This is a genomic window from Paenibacillus abyssi, assembly GCF_014640295.1.
In the GTDB taxonomy this organism is placed as follows: Bacteria; Bacillota; Bacilli; order Paenibacillales; family Paenibacillaceae; genus Paenibacillus_D; species Paenibacillus_D abyssi.
Genome location: NZ_BMGR01000006.1, coordinates 198,137 through 213,200, shown reverse-complemented (window position 1 = coordinate 213,200; position 15,064 = coordinate 198,137). Strand labels below are relative to the sequence as shown.

13 protein-coding genes and 3 pseudogenes are annotated in these 15,064 nt (G+C 49.6%); 12 read left to right on the top strand and 4 right to left on the bottom strand.

Features of this window, described 5'->3' with window-relative positions; translation table 11 throughout:
* Positions 1-184 precede the first annotated feature (184 nt).
* The 6 genes from IEW11_RS10820 (at position 185) to map (ending at position 5,252) form a co-directional block, all read left to right on the top strand.
* Positions 185-895 (top strand): GntR family transcriptional regulator, encoded by a 711-nt coding sequence (locus tag IEW11_RS10820; protein WP_229725155.1) that lies wholly within the window; start codon positions 185-187, stop codon positions 893-895.
* Positions 896-1,972, top strand: coding sequence for a mannonate dehydratase (gene uxuA / locus IEW11_RS10815; RefSeq protein ID WP_188531089.1), 1,077 nt, complete (start codon positions 896-898; stop codon positions 1,970-1,972).
* 1 nt (position 1,973) lies between these two features.
* Positions 1,974-2,822, top strand: coding sequence for an SDR family oxidoreductase (locus IEW11_RS10810; RefSeq protein WP_188531088.1), 849 nt, complete (start codon positions 1,974-1,976; stop codon positions 2,820-2,822).
* 72 nt (positions 2,823-2,894) lie between these two features.
* Complete coding sequence (locus IEW11_RS10805; protein WP_188531087.1) at positions 2,895-3,692, top strand: Nif3-like dinuclear metal center hexameric protein; 798 nt, start codon at positions 2,895-2,897, stop codon at positions 3,690-3,692.
* 158 nt (positions 3,693-3,850) lie between these two features.
* On the top strand, positions 3,851-4,444 hold the full coding sequence (locus IEW11_RS10800) for a DedA family protein (protein ID WP_188531086.1): 594 nt from the start codon (positions 3,851-3,853) through the stop codon (positions 4,442-4,444).
* A gap of 61 nt (positions 4,445-4,505) precedes the next feature.
* A complete protein-coding gene (gene map / locus IEW11_RS10795; protein WP_188531085.1) occupies positions 4,506-5,252 on the top strand; it encodes a type I methionyl aminopeptidase in 747 nt (248 codons plus the stop codon).
* A 66-nt stretch (positions 5,253-5,318) separates the two neighbouring features.
* Here the strand turns inward: map and IEW11_RS10790 are convergent, their stop codons facing one another.
* Together IEW11_RS10790 and IEW11_RS10785 are read right to left on the bottom strand one after the other, a co-directional pair.
* Positions 5,319-6,422, bottom strand: a complete 1,104-nt coding sequence (locus IEW11_RS10790; RefSeq protein ID WP_188531084.1) for a PAS domain-containing sensor histidine kinase — start codon at positions 6,420-6,422, stop codon at positions 5,319-5,321.
* A gap of 149 nt (positions 6,423-6,571) precedes the next feature.
* Positions 6,572-7,225 carry a Crp/Fnr family transcriptional regulator gene (locus IEW11_RS10785; RefSeq protein ID WP_188531180.1) on the bottom strand — a complete coding sequence of 218 codons (654 nt, stop codon included), beginning with the start codon at positions 7,223-7,225 and terminating at the stop codon, positions 6,572-6,574.
* A 261-nt stretch (positions 7,226-7,486) separates the two neighbouring features.
* Between IEW11_RS10785 and IEW11_RS10780 the strand changes: the two genes are divergently transcribed.
* Together IEW11_RS10780 and IEW11_RS10775 are read left to right on the top strand one after the other, a co-directional pair.
* Positions 7,487-8,140 carry a response regulator gene (locus tag IEW11_RS10780; RefSeq protein WP_188531083.1) on the top strand — a complete coding sequence of 218 codons (654 nt, stop codon included), beginning with the start codon at positions 7,487-7,489 and terminating at the stop codon, positions 8,138-8,140.
* 146 nt (positions 8,141-8,286) lie between these two features.
* The gene (locus IEW11_RS10775) at positions 8,287-9,294 is read left to right on the top strand and encodes a globin-coupled sensor protein (RefSeq protein ID WP_188531082.1); all 1,008 of its coding nucleotides are present in this window, start codon (positions 8,287-8,289) and stop codon (positions 9,292-9,294) included.
* Positions 9,295-9,309: 15 nt separating this feature from the next.
* Here IEW11_RS10775 and IEW11_RS10770 read toward each other — a convergent pair whose 3' ends face one another.
* On the bottom strand, positions 9,310-10,200 hold the full coding sequence (locus IEW11_RS10770) for an AraC family transcriptional regulator (RefSeq protein ID WP_188531081.1): 891 nt from the start codon (positions 10,198-10,200) through the stop codon (positions 9,310-9,312).
* A 133-nt stretch (positions 10,201-10,333) separates the two neighbouring features.
* On the opposite strand from IEW11_RS10770, the gene IEW11_RS10765 reads away from it, so the two are divergent.
* From IEW11_RS10765 to IEW11_RS10755, 3 genes and pseudogenes are all read left to right on the top strand, one after another.
* The gene (locus IEW11_RS10765; protein WP_188531080.1) at positions 10,334-11,371 is read left to right on the top strand and encodes a Gfo/Idh/MocA family protein; all 1,038 of its coding nucleotides are present in this window, start codon (positions 10,334-10,336) and stop codon (positions 11,369-11,371) included.
* Positions 11,364-11,888, top strand: a pseudogene (locus IEW11_RS10760) (alpha-amylase family glycosyl hydrolase); the annotation flags it as partial. The gene IEW11_RS10765 and the pseudogene IEW11_RS10760, both read left to right, overlap by 8 nt.
* Positions 11,889-12,009: 121 nt before the next feature.
* A complete protein-coding gene (locus tag IEW11_RS10755; RefSeq protein WP_188531078.1) occupies positions 12,010-12,210 on the top strand; it encodes a hypothetical protein in 201 nt (66 codons plus the stop codon).
* 191 nt (positions 12,211-12,401) lie between these two features.
* Here the strand turns inward: IEW11_RS10755 and IEW11_RS10750 are convergent.
* Positions 12,402-12,839: pseudogene (locus IEW11_RS10750) on the bottom strand (helix-turn-helix domain-containing protein); the annotation flags it as partial.
* A gap of 404 nt (positions 12,840-13,243) precedes the next feature.
* Between IEW11_RS10750 and IEW11_RS10745 the strand changes: the two are divergent.
* Positions 13,244-14,947 (top strand): annotated as a pseudogene (locus tag IEW11_RS10745) (proline--tRNA ligase); the annotation flags it as partial.
* Positions 14,948-15,064 lie beyond the last annotated feature (117 nt).

Sequence of the window (15,064 nt, the reverse complement as noted above, 5' to 3'; positions counted from 1 at the left end):
TTTTTAAGCCATTTACATCATTGGTGTGTCCATAATAAAGCGAACTGGGAGGCAGCTAAGCAGCCTCCCTTTTGAATGTGTTTATTCACTAAAAGTATATATTAGTATGACTAGTATACAAGTGTGTGATGTGGTATTCTGTAGTCAGTATATTCGATAGAACTAACATTACGGAGGTACAGCCATGCTAGAGCTCGAGATGATCAAGCCGGACGCGGGGCAGTCAGCCCGCGAGTATGCCTATCAATTGTTGCGCGACCATATCATTCGGCTGAAGCTGAAGCCCGGTCAACCGCTGTCGGAGAATGAACTCGCCGCCAAGCTGCAAATCAGCCGAACGCCGGTTCGAGAAGCGTTGATCCGGCTTTCCCAGGAACAACTGCTTGAAGTGCTGCCTCAACGGGGCACGTATGTCTCGCTGATCGATCTGGAGCAAGTGGAGGAGGCGCGCTTCGTCCGTGAGCAGCTGGAGCCTGCGGTCGTGAGGCTTGCCTGCGGGCGATTCACAGCCGACCAACGGATCCAGCTGGAGTCGAATTTGATTTTATTCGAGAAATATGTGGAGGAGAAGGATTACTCAAAGCTTTTTGATCTGGACATCCGGTTCCATGAAATCTTGTTCACTGGCAGCGGCAAAGAACGGACATGGGCGATCGTTCATTCCCTGAACGCCCATCTCAGTCGAATCCGCATGCTCAGTCTGGCATCGGAATATAACTGGACTACGATTATAGCCCAGCACAGGGAAGTTGTTGAGGCGATTAAAACCAAGGATGCCGATCGCGGTGAGCGGGTCATGAGGGAGCATGTATCCCTAATCGTGCTGGATCAGGAAGCGCTCATAAGAGCGCATCCGGATTATTTTAAGAATTCCCCACAAGGCGGTGACACGTAGATGAGAATGGTGTTTCGTTGGTTCGGCGAAGGCAATGACAACGTGTTACTGCAGCAGATTAAGCAGATCCCGGGTGTGGAAGGAATCGTGTGGGCGCTGCATGACGTTCCCGCAGGCGAGGAATGGCCGATGGACAAGATTGAGGCTGTCAAGCGTCAAGTGGAAGCGCACGGCTTTCACATTGAAGTTGTGGAAAGCGTTAACATCCATGAAGACATTAAGCTAGGTCTGCCTTCCAAGGATCAATACATCGAGAATTACAAGCGCACGATCGAGAAGCTCGGCCGGGTCGGCGTAAAGGTCATCTGTTACAATTTCATGCCCGTATTCGATTGGGTTCGCACCGATCTGTACCGGGAGCTGGAGGACGGTTCCACGGCGCTGTTTTACGAGAAGAGCATGCTGGAGCATATGGATCCGCTGGAACTGGTACAACGCATTGCGAGCAACCCCAAGTTCACGATTCCCGGCTGGGAGCCGCAGCGGCTCCAAACGCTGACTGAATTATTTCTGGCGTACCGGGAAGTGACGGAAGAGCAGCTGTGGAACAACTTGCGATACTTCCTGGAGGAGATCATCCCGGTCGCCGAGCGGAGCGGAATCAAGATGGCGATTCACCCGGACGATCCGCCTTGGTCCGTCTTCGGGCTGCCGCGCATCGTCACCAATGCGGATAACATCCGCAGGCTGCTGCAGATGGTGGACCATCCGGCCAACGGGGTTACGCTGTGCAGCGGCTCACTTGGCGCGAATCCGGCGAACGATATCCCGGCGATGATTCGGGAGTTCGCAGACCGGATACCGTTCGCCCATATTCGGAACGTGCGCGTATACGAGAATGGCGACTTTATCGAGACGTCACACCGCACGACCGATGGAACGGTCGATATTGCCGGCATCGTGAAAGCGTACCATGACATCGGATTTACGGGCTATGCGCGGCCGGATCACGGCCGGCATCTATGGGGTGAAGAATGCCGGCCCGGCTATGGACTATACGACCGTGCCATGGGGATTATGTACCTGTGGGGTCTATGGGATGCGATGCAACGGGAGCAAAAAGGAGGCGTGAGATAACATGCTGGGCATGAACGGAAATTTGAAGGGCAAGGTGGCCGTAGTCACCGGCGGAAGCGGCGTATTGTGCTCCGCGATGGCGGTTGAGCTGGGCAGACAAGGCGCTAAGGTAGCCGTCTTAAACCGCACGGCGGAGAAAGGGCAGCTTGTGGCCGATGCCATCTGCGCAGCCGGCGGAGAAGCGATCGCCGTCGCTTGCGACGTGCTTGACGAGGAAAGCGTCAGACGCGCGGATGAAGAAATCTTTGCGAGACTCGGACCTTGCGATCTGTTGATCAACGGCGCCGGAGGCAATCATCCGGACGGGACGACCACGAAGGAGACGCTGAAGCTGGAGGATCTGGGCAAAGCCGAACTCCGAAGCTTCTTCGACTTGAGTCCCGACGGATTCAGTTTCGTCTTTAACCTGAATCTTCTCGGCACCTTGATTCCTACGCAGGTGTTTACGAAACGGATGCTTGGCCGTGTAGGCTGTTCGATCATCAATATGTCCTCGATGAGCGCGCCGAGCCCGATGACCAAAGTTCCCGCGTACAGTGCCGCCAAGGCGGGGATCAACAATTTTACCCAATGGCTCGCCGTGCACATGGCCGATGCAGGCATTCGGGTGAATGCGATTGCGCCCGGATTTTTCTTAACGGAGCAAAATCGCAATCTGCTGACACAGCCGGACGGGAGCCTGACCGAGCGCGCGCACAAGATCATCGCGCATACCCCGATGAGGCGGTTCGGCAAACCCGAGGACCTGCTCGGCATCCTGTTGTGGCTGGCGGACGCGGAGCAGTCGGGATTCGTTACGGGCGTCACGATTCCCGTCGACGGCGGATTCATGGCGTACTCAGGGGTTTGAACCAGGACAGGACACGTCGAAAATTTGACCGAAGTGCAAATATCAATAAATATCCGAAGGAGTTCTTCATCATTGAAAACCACCATCCAGAACGTAATCAATCGGTTAATCGATCCGGTCGGACGCTTGACCGAAACGGTAGATTCGTTATATTACGGGAATCCGCAGGCTGAAGTGTCGGGGATCGTGACCGCGTTCATGCCGACGCAGCGTGTGCTGGAGAGAGCGCTCGAGTTGAACGCGAACCTGGTTATCGCCCACGAGGGGCCGTTCTTCCAACATAAACCGCCCCTGGACAGCACGTACGGGGACGACCCTGTCTTTGCTGCGAAGAAGAAGTTCATTCTCGATTCAGGGCTCTCGATATTTCGATTTCACGATTATTGGCATCGATATCCGCAGGACGGAATCATGCTGGGGCTGATCGAGGCGTTGGCATGGGATACTTATGTACAGAAGCATGAACCCGCCTATTCGGTGATGGAAATCCCTGCAACGAGCGTAATCGACATAGCGAACTACCTGAAAAAGACATTGGACATCCCATGTGTAAGGGTGGGAGGCGAAATGGACACCCTTTGCAGCAGGGTCGGTCTATTGGCAGGGTATAGAGGCGGAGGGCAGTTAGTGATTCCGCTCATGGAGCAGGAGAACCTCGATCTGGTGGTGTACGGCGAAGGCCCCGAATGGGAAACGCCGGAATACGTGCGGGATGCCGTTTGGCAGGGCCGGTCGAAGGCGTTGATCGTACTGGGCCATGCGGAAAGCGAAGAACCCGGTATGAAGCTGCTAGCCGACCTTCTGCAACGGCAATTCCCGGAGATCCCCGTGCATTTCGTAAGGGAGAAGCCGGTGTTTCAATGGATTTGACTTCGAATTCGAAAGAGGAAGGTAAGAGCAAGCAACAACACCGTTCGAAACTGAATGGTGTTTTTGTTTTCGAAATTAGAGGATTAAGGTTATAATCATCTAAGCTTGTACAATCTAAGTACAGATTATCCAATTCATAAACTAAAAGGACAACCACAATGATACAACATGCCGTTCTTCAATTTATAACGCGATTTGGGTATGCAGGACTTTTTGGATCGATGATGCTCGGTATGATCGGATTGCCATTGCCTGATGAACTATTAATGACGTTTGCGGGTTACTTGGTATTTAAAGGGGAAATGTTATACGGGATGACGCTTCTGGTCTCCAGCCTTGGCGCGATATTTGGCGTTTCCTTTAGTTATTTTGCCGGGAAAAAATTAGGTCTGCCGTTATTGGAGAAATATGGAAACAAACTATTTCTGACACCGGAAAAATTAATGAAATCGGAAAAATGGTTTCAGCGGTTTGGTAAAATAGCAGTGACGATCGGATTTTTTATTCCCGGGGTTCGTCACTTTACTGCCTTATCGGCGGGCATCAACAAATGGAGCTACCGTACTTTTTTGATCTATGCGATCCCGGGAGGCATTGCATGGGCTGTTACGTTTGTCACTATTGGTTGGTATTTGGGAGAGAAATGGAATCTGTATATTGAAAATGTCCATAATTACATGTTGTATATTGTTGCGGCAGTCCTAGCTCTCATTGTCATATGGCGTATTTTGCTGAAGCGAAAGAGTACTTAAGATCGATGGCTCGCATACATTAGAGAAAGAAAAACGATAAAGACAGGAGAAAGCCGGTAAGATGATAATCATTAAAACAGATGAAGAAATTGCCAAAATGAAAAAAGCCGGAGAGATCTTGGCCGCCTGCCACCGGGAGATTCGGGGTTTGATACGTCCTGGCATCACTACGCTTGAGATCGATCAGTTTGTGGAGAAGTTTCTGGAATCCCATCAAGCCATTCCTGAGCAAAAGGGCTACCATGGTTACCCATTTGCTACATGTGCTTCCGTTAATGATGTCATATGCCATGGGTTTCCGAACAATGAAGCTTTAAAAGACGGTGATATTGTTACGATAGACATGGTTGTGAATCTGGATGGCTGGCTTGCCGACTCCGCCTGGTCGTATGCGGTGGGCAATATATCGGATGAAGCAAACCATCTGCTGGATGTGACCAGAAAATCGCTATATTTAGGAATTGAGCAAGCTGTCGCAGGTAACCGGATCGGCGATATTTCACATGCTATTCAGAAGTTCGCGGAGTCCCATGGCTTGTCAGTGGTTCGGGAATTCGTCGGACATGCGATCGGGCAAGAGATGCATGAAGAGCCTAAAGTGCCTCATTATGGCCCGCCGCATAGAGGAACACGGTTGAAGGAAGGCATGGTTATAACGATAGAACCGATGTTAAATCTCGGATCATATGCTTGCAAGATCGATGCGGACGGGTGGACAGCCAGAACCGTCGACGGAAAATGGTCTGCACAGTATGAGCACACGATTGCCATCACGAAGGATGGGCCTCTCATTCTTACAGAGCAGTAACATAGAATAAACTCCGGGGAAATGGAAATTCCCGGAGTTTTTTTGTTGGGTGTACTAGCAGTATTGTCATTTGGGAAGGATCAACGTAACGGTGGTTCCTGCGCCGGGCTCGGACCGGATGGAGAACTTGCCATCCGCCGCCCGGGCTCTTTCTTCCATACTGAAAAGTCCCACACCCATTGTATCTGTTCCGCTGAAAAAGCCTTTTCCGTCATCTTCTACCTTGACCTCTACATAATCATCGTACTCGTTAACTTTCACCCGTGCCTCGGAGACCTCTGCGTATTTTGCGAGATTGGTTAACGATTCCTGAATGATCCGGTATATGGCCGTTTCTTTATGCGCTGTTAAACGTATGCGCAGATTGCAGGTAAACTTCACTTTGATGCCGTGATGATTGGAATAGCTGTCAATGTACGAACGTATTGCCGGCACGACGCCAAGATCGTCCAATACCGACGGGCGCAATTCCCATGCAAGCCCGCGTACGTCCTCGATAATCCGGGCGACATCGTTTCTCAGGCCGTCGAGCTGCTGCATGCCGGTGTCGTTAATAATACGGTCGATTTGAATGAGCAGGGAAAAGAGGCTTTGGCCGATGCCGTCATGGAGTTCACGCGAAAATCTTTTTCGCTCATCTTCCTGTACCTGCATGACATGGCTCATCATATGCTTCAGTTCTTCTTCTATATTTTTAAGCTGCGTAACTTCATTGCGAATGGCAAGATACTGATAGGGCCTTCCGTGATCATTCAGAAAAGGCACGATTGTTGTATTTACCCAATAATAGGTCCCGTCTTTCGCTCTGTTTTTAATGTCATCCCGCCAAACCTGTCCCGAGGAGATCGTTTTCCACAGATTGTTCATGAAGTCTTTGCCATGATAACCGGAATTGATAATCCGGTGATCCTGACCGATCAGCTCATCGCGGCCAAACTTCGAGATTTCGCAAAATTTATCATTTACGTATTGAATCGTCCCGCGATGATCGGTTACGGCAACGATCGAAGATTCATCGAGCGCAAATTTCACGTCCGCAAGCTGTTTTAACGATTGCTTCAAGCGGTCGCGAAACGGCTGATCGATAATATGGGAGTCAAGCTGTTCCTGTAATTGTTCGACATTCTGGCCGATTACTTCCGGATACGGCTTGTTTGTCTTGTCATCCAACGTGTGATCATCCTCTCGTTCCTGTATCCTCCCTATAGTAGCAAAAAGGAAAGAATCCCGGCAACGACTGAGAAGTAAAAAGACCGGGGAAGCTGCTGCTTCTCCAGTCTTCGAATGATCTTAGGATCAATATTCTGGCACCGTTATATTCATACGCGGCAGATGTGCTTCGGGCAATTTTCACAGTGACAGATCCCGCGGAGATACGCCAGATCCTTGATGATGAGGTGGCCGTTCTCCGTGTAGACGGCGCCCTCCTTTTTCATATCGCTTAACATACGGTTGACGCTTTCCCTGGTGGCGCCGATCATTTCAGCCAATTCCGTGTTGTTCAGCTTCACTGTAATGCGGCTGTAAGCTTGGTAAGGTTCCCCGTAGGAGTTGTTCAGACGGATAAGAAGGGAACAAAGCGCTCCGGGCTTGCCGAACATCATCAGATCACGGAGTTTAGTTTGTACCAACTGATGCATGGTCCCCTGCCAACGCATGAATTCTACGGCAAAGTCACCGTGCTGCCAGAGCAGAACCTCCAGATCCTTACACTGGATAACGCCCAATTCGCAGTCCTCGGTCACTTCGGCACCAAGGAAGTGCACAGATTCCGTCATCACATTCCCGTAGCCGAGCAAGTCTCCTTCATGGTGCAGATACAGCGTAAATGAGCTGCCTTCATCGGATGTTTTGGTCATTTTGAGGCGTCCTTTTTTGATGTAATATATATATTCAGCTTTATCGCCTTCCCAAAACAGGTTCGAGCCTTTCATTATCTTCCTTGGATACATGATCCCCGCAAGCCGCTCCATGTTTTCTTCCGTAAAGTACTGTCTCAACCCCTGTACCTGTGCCGTTTCCGATATAGGAGTAACCGAATCATAATTATTTATCACTTATATCCTCCTCTTCATTCTCCATGCTCCCATCATATCAATTCCTAAAGGATGAGGTTATCGGGGAATTCTCTGATCATCGGGGGAGATTATCCTGAAAAAAGTGAGAAAGATCACATTAGCAATTCTTATTGTAGCAGTGCTGTGTTTTTTATAAGATAAAGGGGAGGTGAGCACATGATAAAAATCATCGTGGTTGACGACCATGCGGTCGTAAGGTCCGGATTGAGCCTGCTGCTGCATGGCAAGCATGGCCTGGAAGTGGTGGGGGAAGCGGCGGATGGCAGCGAGGCGGTTCGCCTTGCCGGCGAGCTGAAGCCCGATGTCGTGCTGATGGATCTGAGCATGCCGCACGGTATGGACGGTTTAACGGCTGCCGGTGAGCTCAAGACAAAGCAGCCGGATACGTCCGTACTCATTTTGACGATGCATGATGACGAGGAATATTTATTCAGAGCGATCCAAGCCGGAGCGTCCGGCTATATTCTAAAAAGCGCGCCGCATGAAGAGCTCCTGGCAGCTATTCAATCTGTAGCGGACGGGGATGCATATTTGTATCCAAGCGCAACTAAGCGTCTCATGGGCGAGTATCTGGAGCGGGTGAAGCAGGGTGAAAATACGGGACCTTACGAGACGTTATCCGAGCGCGAGAAACAGGTATTGTCGCTGGTCGCAAAAGGATACGCAAACAAAGAGATTGCCGATCAGCTGATTATTAGCGTCAAGACAGTAGAATCGCACAAAAGCAATGTGATGGAGAAGCTTGGTTTAAAGACACGCCCGGAGCTCGTCAAGTTTGCGCTGAAGAAAGGGCTATTGAGTTTCGAATGAATGAGCGGCGGCTCCTGCCAAGAGCCGCCGCTTTTTTGATGTTCTGTGAGAAATATCACAGGCAAGCACCCCGGGAGTGCGGTATGCTTTTGTGATCCAACAGAGCGTGAGGGAAATAAAGAATGATCAACATGGGGGATGTATATATGATTGATTTATCAGAAGCGCGTAAAGAGCAGATTGCGTATATCGGCATAACGGAAGATGATTTACTGCTCCTGAAAAGCAAAAAAACAGCGTTCGCAGCGATTGTAAATATATTGGTCGATGAGCTTTATGAACGCATCATGCTTCGCCCGGATCTCCTGAAAATGATTGAAACACATAGTACCGTTGAGCGGCTTAAAGAGACGCAAAGGTGGTATTTTCTCTCTCTGACGGAAGGGAAAATCGATGAGTCTTTTATCGAAAAAAGGCTTTTTATCGGCAGCGTGCATTCCAGGATCGGCTTGACCACAGAGTGGTATTTGGGCACGTATATCTTGTATCTTAATCTGGCCGCAGCTCATTTACAGCGTGTTCTTCCGGACGAGTGGCTGCCAATCTACCATGCGATCACCAAGATGTTCAATTTGGATTCACAGCTCGTGCTTGAAGCTTACGAGGCAGATGAGAAGAGAAAGGTTCAGGCTCTTGCGGATGAACGGGGTCATCTTCTAAACGGCATTAATGCGGCTGTACAGGAGCTGGCCTCCATGATGGTTGAGCTGAGCAGCAGCACGCAAGCTGTGGCAGACACAGCCTTCTTTACAGCAGAAACGCAGGAAAAGTCACTTCAATCTGTGAAAGAGCTGTCCCAAGAAATAAAACATATTCAAGATATGGGCTCCCTTATGAATGAAATAGCTTCCCAAACCCATTTGTTGGGACTTAACGCGGCCATTGAAGCGGCCCATGTCGGCGACCAAGGGCGGGGCTTCGAGGTTGTGGCTAATGAAGTCCGCAAGCTTGCTTCAAGCTCCAAGGATGCTCTTACACAAATTCATGCCAAGCTCCAGGTTATTTCCCGGCTGCTGAATAAAGTGGAGAGTGAATCAAGACTGACGACCGCACAAGCGCAAACACAGGCTGCCAGCTCCCAGGAATTATCCTCCTTCGTTCAAATGATCGAGAAAGTAACCTCTGAGCTTGAGCAGTTAAAACAAGACGCTTAACAAGACTTGTTATCTTCAATGATGCTCTTTGATCTTCTTAGAATATTGAATTGGTGACATGCCTACATAGTTCTTGAATACTTTACTGAAGTAGTAAGGGTCGTTCAAACCGGTAAGGTACCCAATCTCGCCTATGCTTAGGTGAGTGGCCTGAATTAATTCCTTGGCATGATTAATGCGTATCAGGTTAACATAGCGGGTGATCGTATGGCCGGTCACCTGCTTGAAGATGCGATTGATATAATCAAAATTGCATTCAAATTCCTGTTCAATGTCTACACTGGTGATCTTTTGGGAGTAATGCTGATGGATATAATCCAATAAGGAATTCACCTTCATGAATGATTTTGTGTGCTTGCTGCTATTTTTTTGGAGTTTTGTTATGAGATGTTCCCTGGACACCTCAATCAAAAACCCGGAAAAGGTTAATGCGATCAGCATTTCGTTATAGTGCTTGCGACGGTACAATTGAACCATTTCATTCATGGTGTGAAAGGCATGGTGGAGGCTTGTTTTATGGGATAACGTAAAGTGCTTCGGAAAGTAGCAAATCGTGTTATCGTGCTGATCGCTGTGGGAGTCTTCCTCCAGAACAATGCGTTTGGCGAGCGTCAATAAGTCTGGAATATCCAGCGCTTGAATATCAGAGTGGGAAAAGTGGATGTAGTAATAATCGCAGGCGTGTTTCTCCAGGCCTTCATGGTCAAGGTTGGGCTCTAACATGAATACATCGCCTTTTCTCAACACATAAGGAACCCCGTTTTCTTCGATATGGAGCTCACCGCTCTTAATGAAATACAGAATATACTCATCGACATTTCGTTTGAAATGAATCCACGGACTTTTATACGATACAAATCCCATGAACCGAATCTTTGGAACAAGCTCCACATTAATCGCAAGCAAACCTATTCCTCCTCATGTATAAAAGTCGCTATTGTACAAAAAGAGTCTCGATCCGACATTCCCGTTCATTCTACCACAACCTATACTGGGAAAGAAGTTAAACAATCCAGTACACGAAATGGTGGGGAAAAAGATGCTGAAAATCGGCGTTATCGGATTAGGCGGAATTGCGAATTTTCACATTGCGGGGATAAAGGCAAGCCAGGACGCGGAAGTATGGGCGATCTGTGATTTTAATGAAGAGGCTCTTGCAGCGAGGGGAAATGAGTTAAATATCCCTGAGTCACGCCGTTACTTGAATCATGAATTAATGCTGCAGGATCCGGAAGTCGACGCGGTTATGATCGGCACGCCTAATTTCAATCACTTTACCATTGCTTATGATGCGATCAAGTACCGCAAGCCGTTTGCGCTTGAGAAGCCGATTGCTCTGAATACAAGGGAAGCGGAAATCTTAATGGAGGCATTGGAAGCGAATCCGGTCCGCCATATGGTCTGTTTTACTTATCGGTATAAGTCAGCTGTCCGGTACGCGAAATCGCTGATCGAGCAGGGCAAGCTGGGAAAAATCAATCACATCTACAGCCAATATTTGCAGGGGTGGGCCATTCAGGAGGATATTCCTCTCGTCTGGCGGTTCCAGAAGGAGCTTTCCGGATCGGGCGCGCTGGGCGACCTCGGCTCGCATATTCTGGACCTTCACCGATTCCTTGTAGGCAATACAGTGAAAGTCGTATCCCACGCTGAAACGATCGTCAGGGAGCGTAACCTCGTTGACGGCGAAGGAAAGGGAGAGGTGGATGTTGATGATTATTGCCATGTGCTGGCCGCGCTTGATGATGGGATCTCCTCCTCGATGGCCATCTCCAGGTTCGCTTACGGACGTGGCAACTATCAACAGATCGAGATTTACGGATCAAAGGGCGCGCTCGTCTATAACCTGGAGGAAGAAGATACACTGCAGGTGAATTTGACGCATGAGGGGGACAAGGGCTTCCGTAAAGTGGACCTTCCCGATGAATGTAAGGCAGACCAGATGCAAGCTTTCTTTGATCTGTTGAATGGCAGAGGCGACGGGATGGATGCGACAATTGCGGACGGCTATATTAACCAGAAAACGATAGATGCGATTATCGAATCGTTTACTGAGGAGCGGTGGATCCGGATTTGATGGGGGAAGACAGGTGATGGAAATGAAACCCGGCCTGCCAAGCGCCGAAGCCGACCGTTATGCATGGGGGGGCGAATATTTTATCGACGGGCCTCGTATCCATGAGTTCATGCGGGAAATGAATAGAGAGGTACTCTCGCAGCGTGAGGTCATGACGGTCGGGGAGATGCCCGGCGTAGGCGTGAAGGAAGCCAAGCTGTACACGGCAGATGACCGCAAGGAATTGAATATGGTTTTTCAATTCGAGCATATGGATGTTGATTCCGGGCCGGGTGGCAAATGGGATGTGAAGCCTTGGACGCTGGATGGCTTAAGGACGATCATGCACAAGTGGCAGGTGGACCTGGCGGAAAGCGGCTGGAACAGCTTGTACCTGAACAATCACGACCAGCCCCGGATGGTATCGCGCTTTGGCGATGACGGGGTATACCGGAAGCAATCGGCGAAGATGCTGGCAACCTTCCTGCACACGCTCAAAGGAACGCCGTACATTTATCAGGGCGAGGAGCTCGGGATGTTCATCGGCCATGTTTTCATCGCCACCCCCCTTCGCGCCCGCCGTTCAGACGCCTTGCTCGTTCCCCTTAGTCGCCAAAGCTTCCGCCTGCTCCAGCGTAGGCAAAGACGGAATGGTTCCTTTGCCCGGGTTCTCTAGCAATCTGGAAGGATGGCAGCTCCGCGAGCTCGGAGTAGCGGCGGCCGGGGCAAGCGGACTGACGCTGCGCTCGGAAGGTCATGCCGTGGCGCTTGCGTCGACCAACGGCAGCGATTCTTACGAGTCAGCGAAAAATCGATTGAGTATGCAGATTGTCCAAATTAGCTCCATTCGGATAAGGTGATGGCTTAAAGAGCATTAGTACTCCTCCTCATTTTTCGGTTATATCATCGCTCTATCCTTATTTCACAGTAAAATCACCTCAAAAATCTCCGCGCCATCAGTTGGCGGCTTGATTTTCCCATTTAGAAGCCCCCTCCCATGAAGACAAAAAGAGTGGATCATCACCACTCAATATTCGCCAATGCCATTTCCATATCCTGCTGTGTGGTTTTGCCACAGCATCCCGGCCTGTGCTTTGCGGCTTCGAGGCTGGTGCGCTTTGCTGCGTCGACGCTGTTTCGCCTGTTTGATGCCTTTTCCCAGTAAGATCCGCCGTACACTGGACGCACTCAACCGGATCGCCTCATGCTCCTCCAGCAGTTCCGTGAAGTGGCAGTTGTTGCTGCCGTGGTAGATCTGTGTATAACGTTCGGCAACGCGTTCCTTTATTTCATCCTTTAACGCGTGTGCCGGCTTTCGGCCTCTGTTCTTGTGGATAAGCGCTCTGGCCCCACCTTGATTGTATTTCTGTTTCAGACGGATGATCTGCCTCTTCGTCAATCCTAACGCTGCCGCCCCTTCATCGTTTGTCATGTGTCCACCGATAATTTTCTCCACCACGACTACCTTCTTCATCTCTGCTCTGGTCAATGTAATTGTCTCCTGTCCCATGGTGACATTATCTCAGAACAGTTATGGGGTGACATTATCACAGAACAACGACACCTCCGTTCAGAATGACTTGACATGGAGCTCCTCATCAACTATGATCTATAACAATAAATGACAGTAATAGCTTAGACCAAGGAGCACGTTATCGAATTCGGCGGCGCAAAGAGGGACCCTAGAGCTGCAAGGTCTCCCCCGAAAGATACATTTCCCGCCTTGTGAGCTGCAACGGCGAATTCAAGTAACCGTTGCCGGTGCCGACCGTTATTCGGATTGAGGATCGCCAAGAATAGGCGATCAAAACTAGGGTGGTACCACGACACATTCGTCCCTGACGAGTGTGTCTTTTTGTTTCTTTAGTGTATTAAAAGGAGGTATATTCATTTCGTCAAACCCAACTATTTGCCAACACCTTACGAGAGGCACCAGCGGAAGCGGAAGCGGAAGTCGCAAGTCACCGACTATTGCTGAGGGCGGGCTATATTCGCCAACTTGGCGCAGGCATTTACACATACTTGCCACTGGGTTGGCGCGTACTACGCAATGTAGAACGAATTCTACGCGAAGAGCTAGATGGCGCTGGCGCACAAGAGCTTCTCATGCCTGCACTTCAGCCTACGGAGTTGTGGAAGGAATCGGGCCGTTATAACGCGTATAGTCCAGAGCTAATCCGACTTACCGATCGGCATCAGCGGGAGTTTGCATTGGGACCGACGCACGAGGAAGTCGTTACGATGTTGGTGAAGAACGAAATCAATTCCTATCGTCGGTTGCCTGTAACACTATATCAAATCCAGACGAAATTCCGTGACGAACGTCGTCCACGTTCCGGTTTGCTTCGAGGTCGCGAATTTCTAATGAAAGACGCCTATTCCTTTGATGCCTCATGGGAAGGACTGGACCGATCTTACCGAGCAATGTACGATGCGTACCATCGTATTTTCGAACGATGTGGATTGACTTTCAGAGCGGTAGAAGCCGATGCAGGATCAATCGGTGGCGAAGGGGGCACCCATGAATTCATGGCTCTAGCCGACATTGGGGAAGATACAATAGCGGTTTGCTCTCATTGCGGGTATGCTGCCAACGTAGAGAAGGCAACGTCCATGGAGGATCGTTTTAAGAGCAGCGAAAGTGAAATACCAGTGTATGAGAAAATCCACACCCCCGGTGTGCAAACGATCGAGCAACTTACCCAGCACTTACAAATTAGGGCCATTGACGTCATGAAGACACTCATCTAAATTGCCGATGGAAATCCAATCGCAGTCCTTGTTCGCGGAGACCATGAAGTGAATGAAATAAAGGTAAAGAACGCATTAGGTGTCGACACGGTGGCGCTTGCAGATGCAGAGACGACAGTAGCGGTTACACGTGCATCAATAGGGTTTGCAGGTCCGATCGGGTTGTCGATTCCCCTTCTTGTAGATGAAGCTGTAGCCCGGATGGAGTGTGGCGTAGCTGGTGCAAACGAAAGCGAATTTCATATAAGAAACATTGTTCCAGGTCGGGATTTCACGGTTGAGCACGTCGGTGATTTCCGTAACGTCAAGGAAGGTGAATCATGCTCTCGTTGCGAAGCAGGCAAGCTACGCTTCGTGAAAGGAATTGAGGTAGGCCATGTATTCAAGCTTGGGACAAAATATAGTGAGGCACTAGGGGCCCGCTATTTGGACGCGAACGGAAGAGAGCAACTGATGATTATGGGCTGTTACGGCATTGGCGTGTCGCGCATCGTTTCAGCAATTGTGGAACAGCATCATGATGAGCGCGGGATTGCATGGCCAATTGCAATTGCTCCTTACAGAGTGCATCTCATTCCTATCTCTATTAAGGACGATACTCAGAGGAAAATAGCGAATGATATGTACGATGCATTAAGGCAAAGAGGTATTGAAGTGCTACTTGATGACAGGGACGAACGGGCAGGCGTGAAATTCAATGATTCCGATTTGATCGGTCTCCCTATTCGCATCGTCATTGGTAAGGACTCGGTCCATGGTAATGTAGAATACGTCGACCGCGGAACGAACGAGAAACAGCTACTTTCAATTGACGAAGCTCTTCTTCGAGTAAGCGCTAGTGTTTAGTAAGGCTTCAAGTAAATGGCCATCCTGCTAAAGAGTGGCCATAAAACTTGCCGTTACAGACATCGCGGAGAACGTAGACATATAGTTTGCACTATGAATGGCTACATTGAAACTATC